The sequence below is a fragment of the Stenotrophomonas sp. SMYL11 genome, from assembly GCF_036320005.1.
GTDB classification, from domain to species: domain Bacteria; phylum Pseudomonadota; class Gammaproteobacteria; order Xanthomonadales; family Xanthomonadaceae; genus Stenotrophomonas; species Stenotrophomonas maltophilia_A.
In genome coordinates this window covers 426,063-429,059 of the sequence record NZ_JAWIRS010000003.1, presented here as the reverse complement: position 1 = coordinate 429,059, position 2,997 = coordinate 426,063, and the positions used below count along the sequence as shown (strand labels likewise).

General features: G+C 69.3%; 1 protein-coding gene. It reads left to right on the top strand.

Translation table 11 applies throughout. The features are described from left to right. The first annotated feature begins 386 nt into the window (after nucleotides 1-386). Nucleotides 387-2,909 carry a sulfite reductase flavoprotein subunit alpha gene (locus V3B46_RS08810; protein ID WP_329891703.1) on the top strand — a complete coding sequence of 841 codons (2,523 nt, stop codon included), beginning with the start codon at nucleotides 387-389 and terminating at the stop codon, nucleotides 2,907-2,909. Nucleotides 2,910-2,997 lie beyond the last annotated feature (88 nt).

The following is a 2,997-nucleotide window of genomic DNA, read 5'->3' as shown; positions in this document are numbered from 1 at the left end:
ACCCCGGTCTTGCCGTGTGCGCAGGACTGCGCACACGAGCAAGCGGCGACCGAGCTTACATGGGTGAGGGCGCTTTGCTTGCGAAGCACTGCTTCGCAAGCGCCCGAACGCACAGCCGCCAGCGGCTGGGCCGGGCCCCGGAGGGGTACTTGCAGCGCCCCCCGCAACCGGACCCACCCCGCCTCCTCACAGGAAACCCGCTGTTGCTTCGGCTGTTGCTTCTGAGGTTGCCGGCCAGCGGCCGGCACTACCGCGGGTGCCGGGCGCAGCCCGGCCGGCAACCCCCTGCTTGACCGCAGCCGGGGTGCCACGGAGAATTCCGCGACTAATTCTCATTTGCTGTTGCGCAGGATGCGGGCGGCAGCCTTCCAGGCCCTCCTCCTTCGATGTTCAAGAACGTCCTGTTCCAACTGCACTGGCTGCTGGGCATCACCGCCGGTGCCGTGCTGACCGTGATGGGCCTCAGCGGCGCCGTGCTGTCCTTCGAGGATGAACTGCTGCGGGCGGCCAATCCCGGCTTCGCCGAGATCGCCGAGCACCATGCCGACGGCCAGCTTCCGCTTGAACTCAGCGAACTGGTGCTGCTGCTGCAGGCCGGCAGTGATCGCCCCCTGCAACGCCTGCGCGTGGATGCCACCGGGCAACGGCCCTCGGTGGCGCGCTTCGCCGGTGGCAAGGAACACTGGGTCTACTTCGATCCGTACACCGGCGAGCGCTTCAGCGCCCTGCGCGGGCAGGCGTTCTTCGATTTCGTCGAGGACCTGCATCGCCACCTCGCCGCCGGCGAGCGCGGTAAATGGATCACCGGCAGTAGTGCCATCGCGCTGCTGTTCTTCACCCTGTCCGGTCTTTACCTGCGTTGGCCGCGACGCTGGTGGCACTGGCGCAGCTGGCTGGCGGTGGAATGGAAACGCAGCGGCCGTGGCTTCCTGTGGAGCCTGCACTCGGTGGTCGGCACCTGGGTGCTGTTGATCTACCTGATGAGTGCGCTGACCGGCCTGTGGTGGTCGTTCGACTGGTATCGCAGTGCCGCCAACACCCTGCTGGGCGTCGCACCGGCCGCCAAGCACAAGGTCGCCACCGACGCCGCCCTGAACCTGGAACGCATCGAAGCCACGCTGTATGCGCTGCCCGGGGTGCGCACCGGCTACATCGACCTGCGCCTGCCGGAGAAGCCCGGGCAGGCACTGAACGTGCGGGTGATGGCCGGTGATCCGTCCCAGCGCGGCGGCCAACATGACCGCGCGCATGACCTGCTGCAGCTGGACCCAGGCACGGGGGCCACGCTCGATGCCCGCCCCTATGCGCGCCAGGGCGCCGGCGCGCAGCTGGCCACCAGCGTGTTCGCGCTGCACTCGGGCAGCTACTTCGGCGTGCCCGGGCGTGTCGTAGTGATGCTCAGCAGCTTGGGCATGAGCCTGTTCTTCATCACCGGCTGGATGCTCTACCTGGACCGCCGCCGCAGCCAGCGCGCCGCGCGTGACCTGCGCCAGTCGCTGCCAGCAACATCTGCCGATGGCGGTGGCACGCCGTGGCTGGTGGTGCATGCCAGCCAGAGCGGACTGGGCGAACAACTGGCATGGCGCGCCGCCGCGCAGCTGCAGGCGTCCGGTCATGCGGTGCAGGTGCTGCCACTGGCCCGCGTCGATGCCGCGCAGCTGGCACGCACCGCGCAGGTGCTGTGGGTACTGAGCACCTTCGGCGACGGCGAGCCACCGGATGCGGCGCGAGGCGCTGCACGACGGCTGATGGCACAGACACTCGACCTGTCCGGCCTGCAGTTTGGACTGCTGGCGCTGGGTGACCGACAGTACCCGCACTACTGCGGCTTCGGTCGCCAGGTTGATGGCTGGCTGCTCGGCAACGGCGCGCGCCCGTTGTTCGACCGCATCGAAGTCGATGCCGCCTCGGTAGCGGCCTTGCGCCAATGGCAGCTGCAGCTGGGCGCGCTGACCGGCATCGTCACCGATGACAGCGTACTGCCGGCGGCCACGCAGATGCATGAGTGGCGGCTGCTCGGCCGCGACCGGCTCAATCCGGGCAGCATCGGTGGTGCCATCTGGCGCATCCGTCTTGCACCACCGGCCGACGTGCAGTGGCAGGCGGGCGACATCCTGCATATCGCGCCCCGGCACAACGCGCGGCACGCCAGCGCGGTACTGAAGGCACAGGGGTTGGATCCGCTGCAGCCGCTGCTGGTGGACGGCCACCCACGCACCCTGCTGGCGCTGGCCAGTGAACGCGAGCTGCCCGAGGCCGACGCCGCGCTGGCGGTGCAGGATGCCTGCCTGTGGTTGTCCGGATTGCCAACGCTGCCAGGACGCGAATACTCCATCGCCTCCTCCACGAGTGATGAAGTGGTGGAACTGGTGGTGCGCCTGGTGCATGACCTGTCGGGTCGTGCCGGGCTGGGTTCGGGCTGGCTGTCGCTGCATGCCCCGGTCGGTGCCAGCATCGTGGCCCGTGTGCATCGCAACCCCGGTTTCCATCGCATTGGCGGCGCGCCGATGGTGCTGATCGGCAACGGCACCGGCATTGCCGGCCTGCGCAGCCTGTTGCGCGAAGCTGCCCATGCAGGCGAGCACGGGCACTGGCTGCTGTTCGGTGAGCGCCAGCGCGCGCACGACTTCCTGTTCGCCGACGAGATCGAAGCGTGGCAGGCCGATGGCCATCTCGCGCGGGTGGATCTGGCGTTCTCGCGCGATGGCGAAGGTGGTTACGTGCAGGATCACCTGCATGCAGCCGCAGACGCGCTGCGCGAGTGGATGCAGCGTGGCGCGGTGATTCATGTCTGCGGCTCGCTGCAGGGCATGGCCGAAGGCGTGGACCAGGTGCTGCGCGCTGCGCTGGGCGATGAGGTTGTGGAAACGCTGCTGGAGACCGGGCGCTACCGGCGCGACGTGTACTGAGCCACAACGGTAGTGGCGGGGGGGGGGGGGGCGGGGGCACGAAGGGGGGGGGCCCCCCGCCGCGCCCGCCCGCCGGGCAACGGGCGCC

Excerpts from the sequence above, each read along its gene's own strand:
- V3B46_RS08810 (WP_329891703.1), top strand. The coding sequence starts at position 387 with ATGTTCAAGAACGTCCTGTTCCAACTGCACTGGCTGCTGGGCATCACC.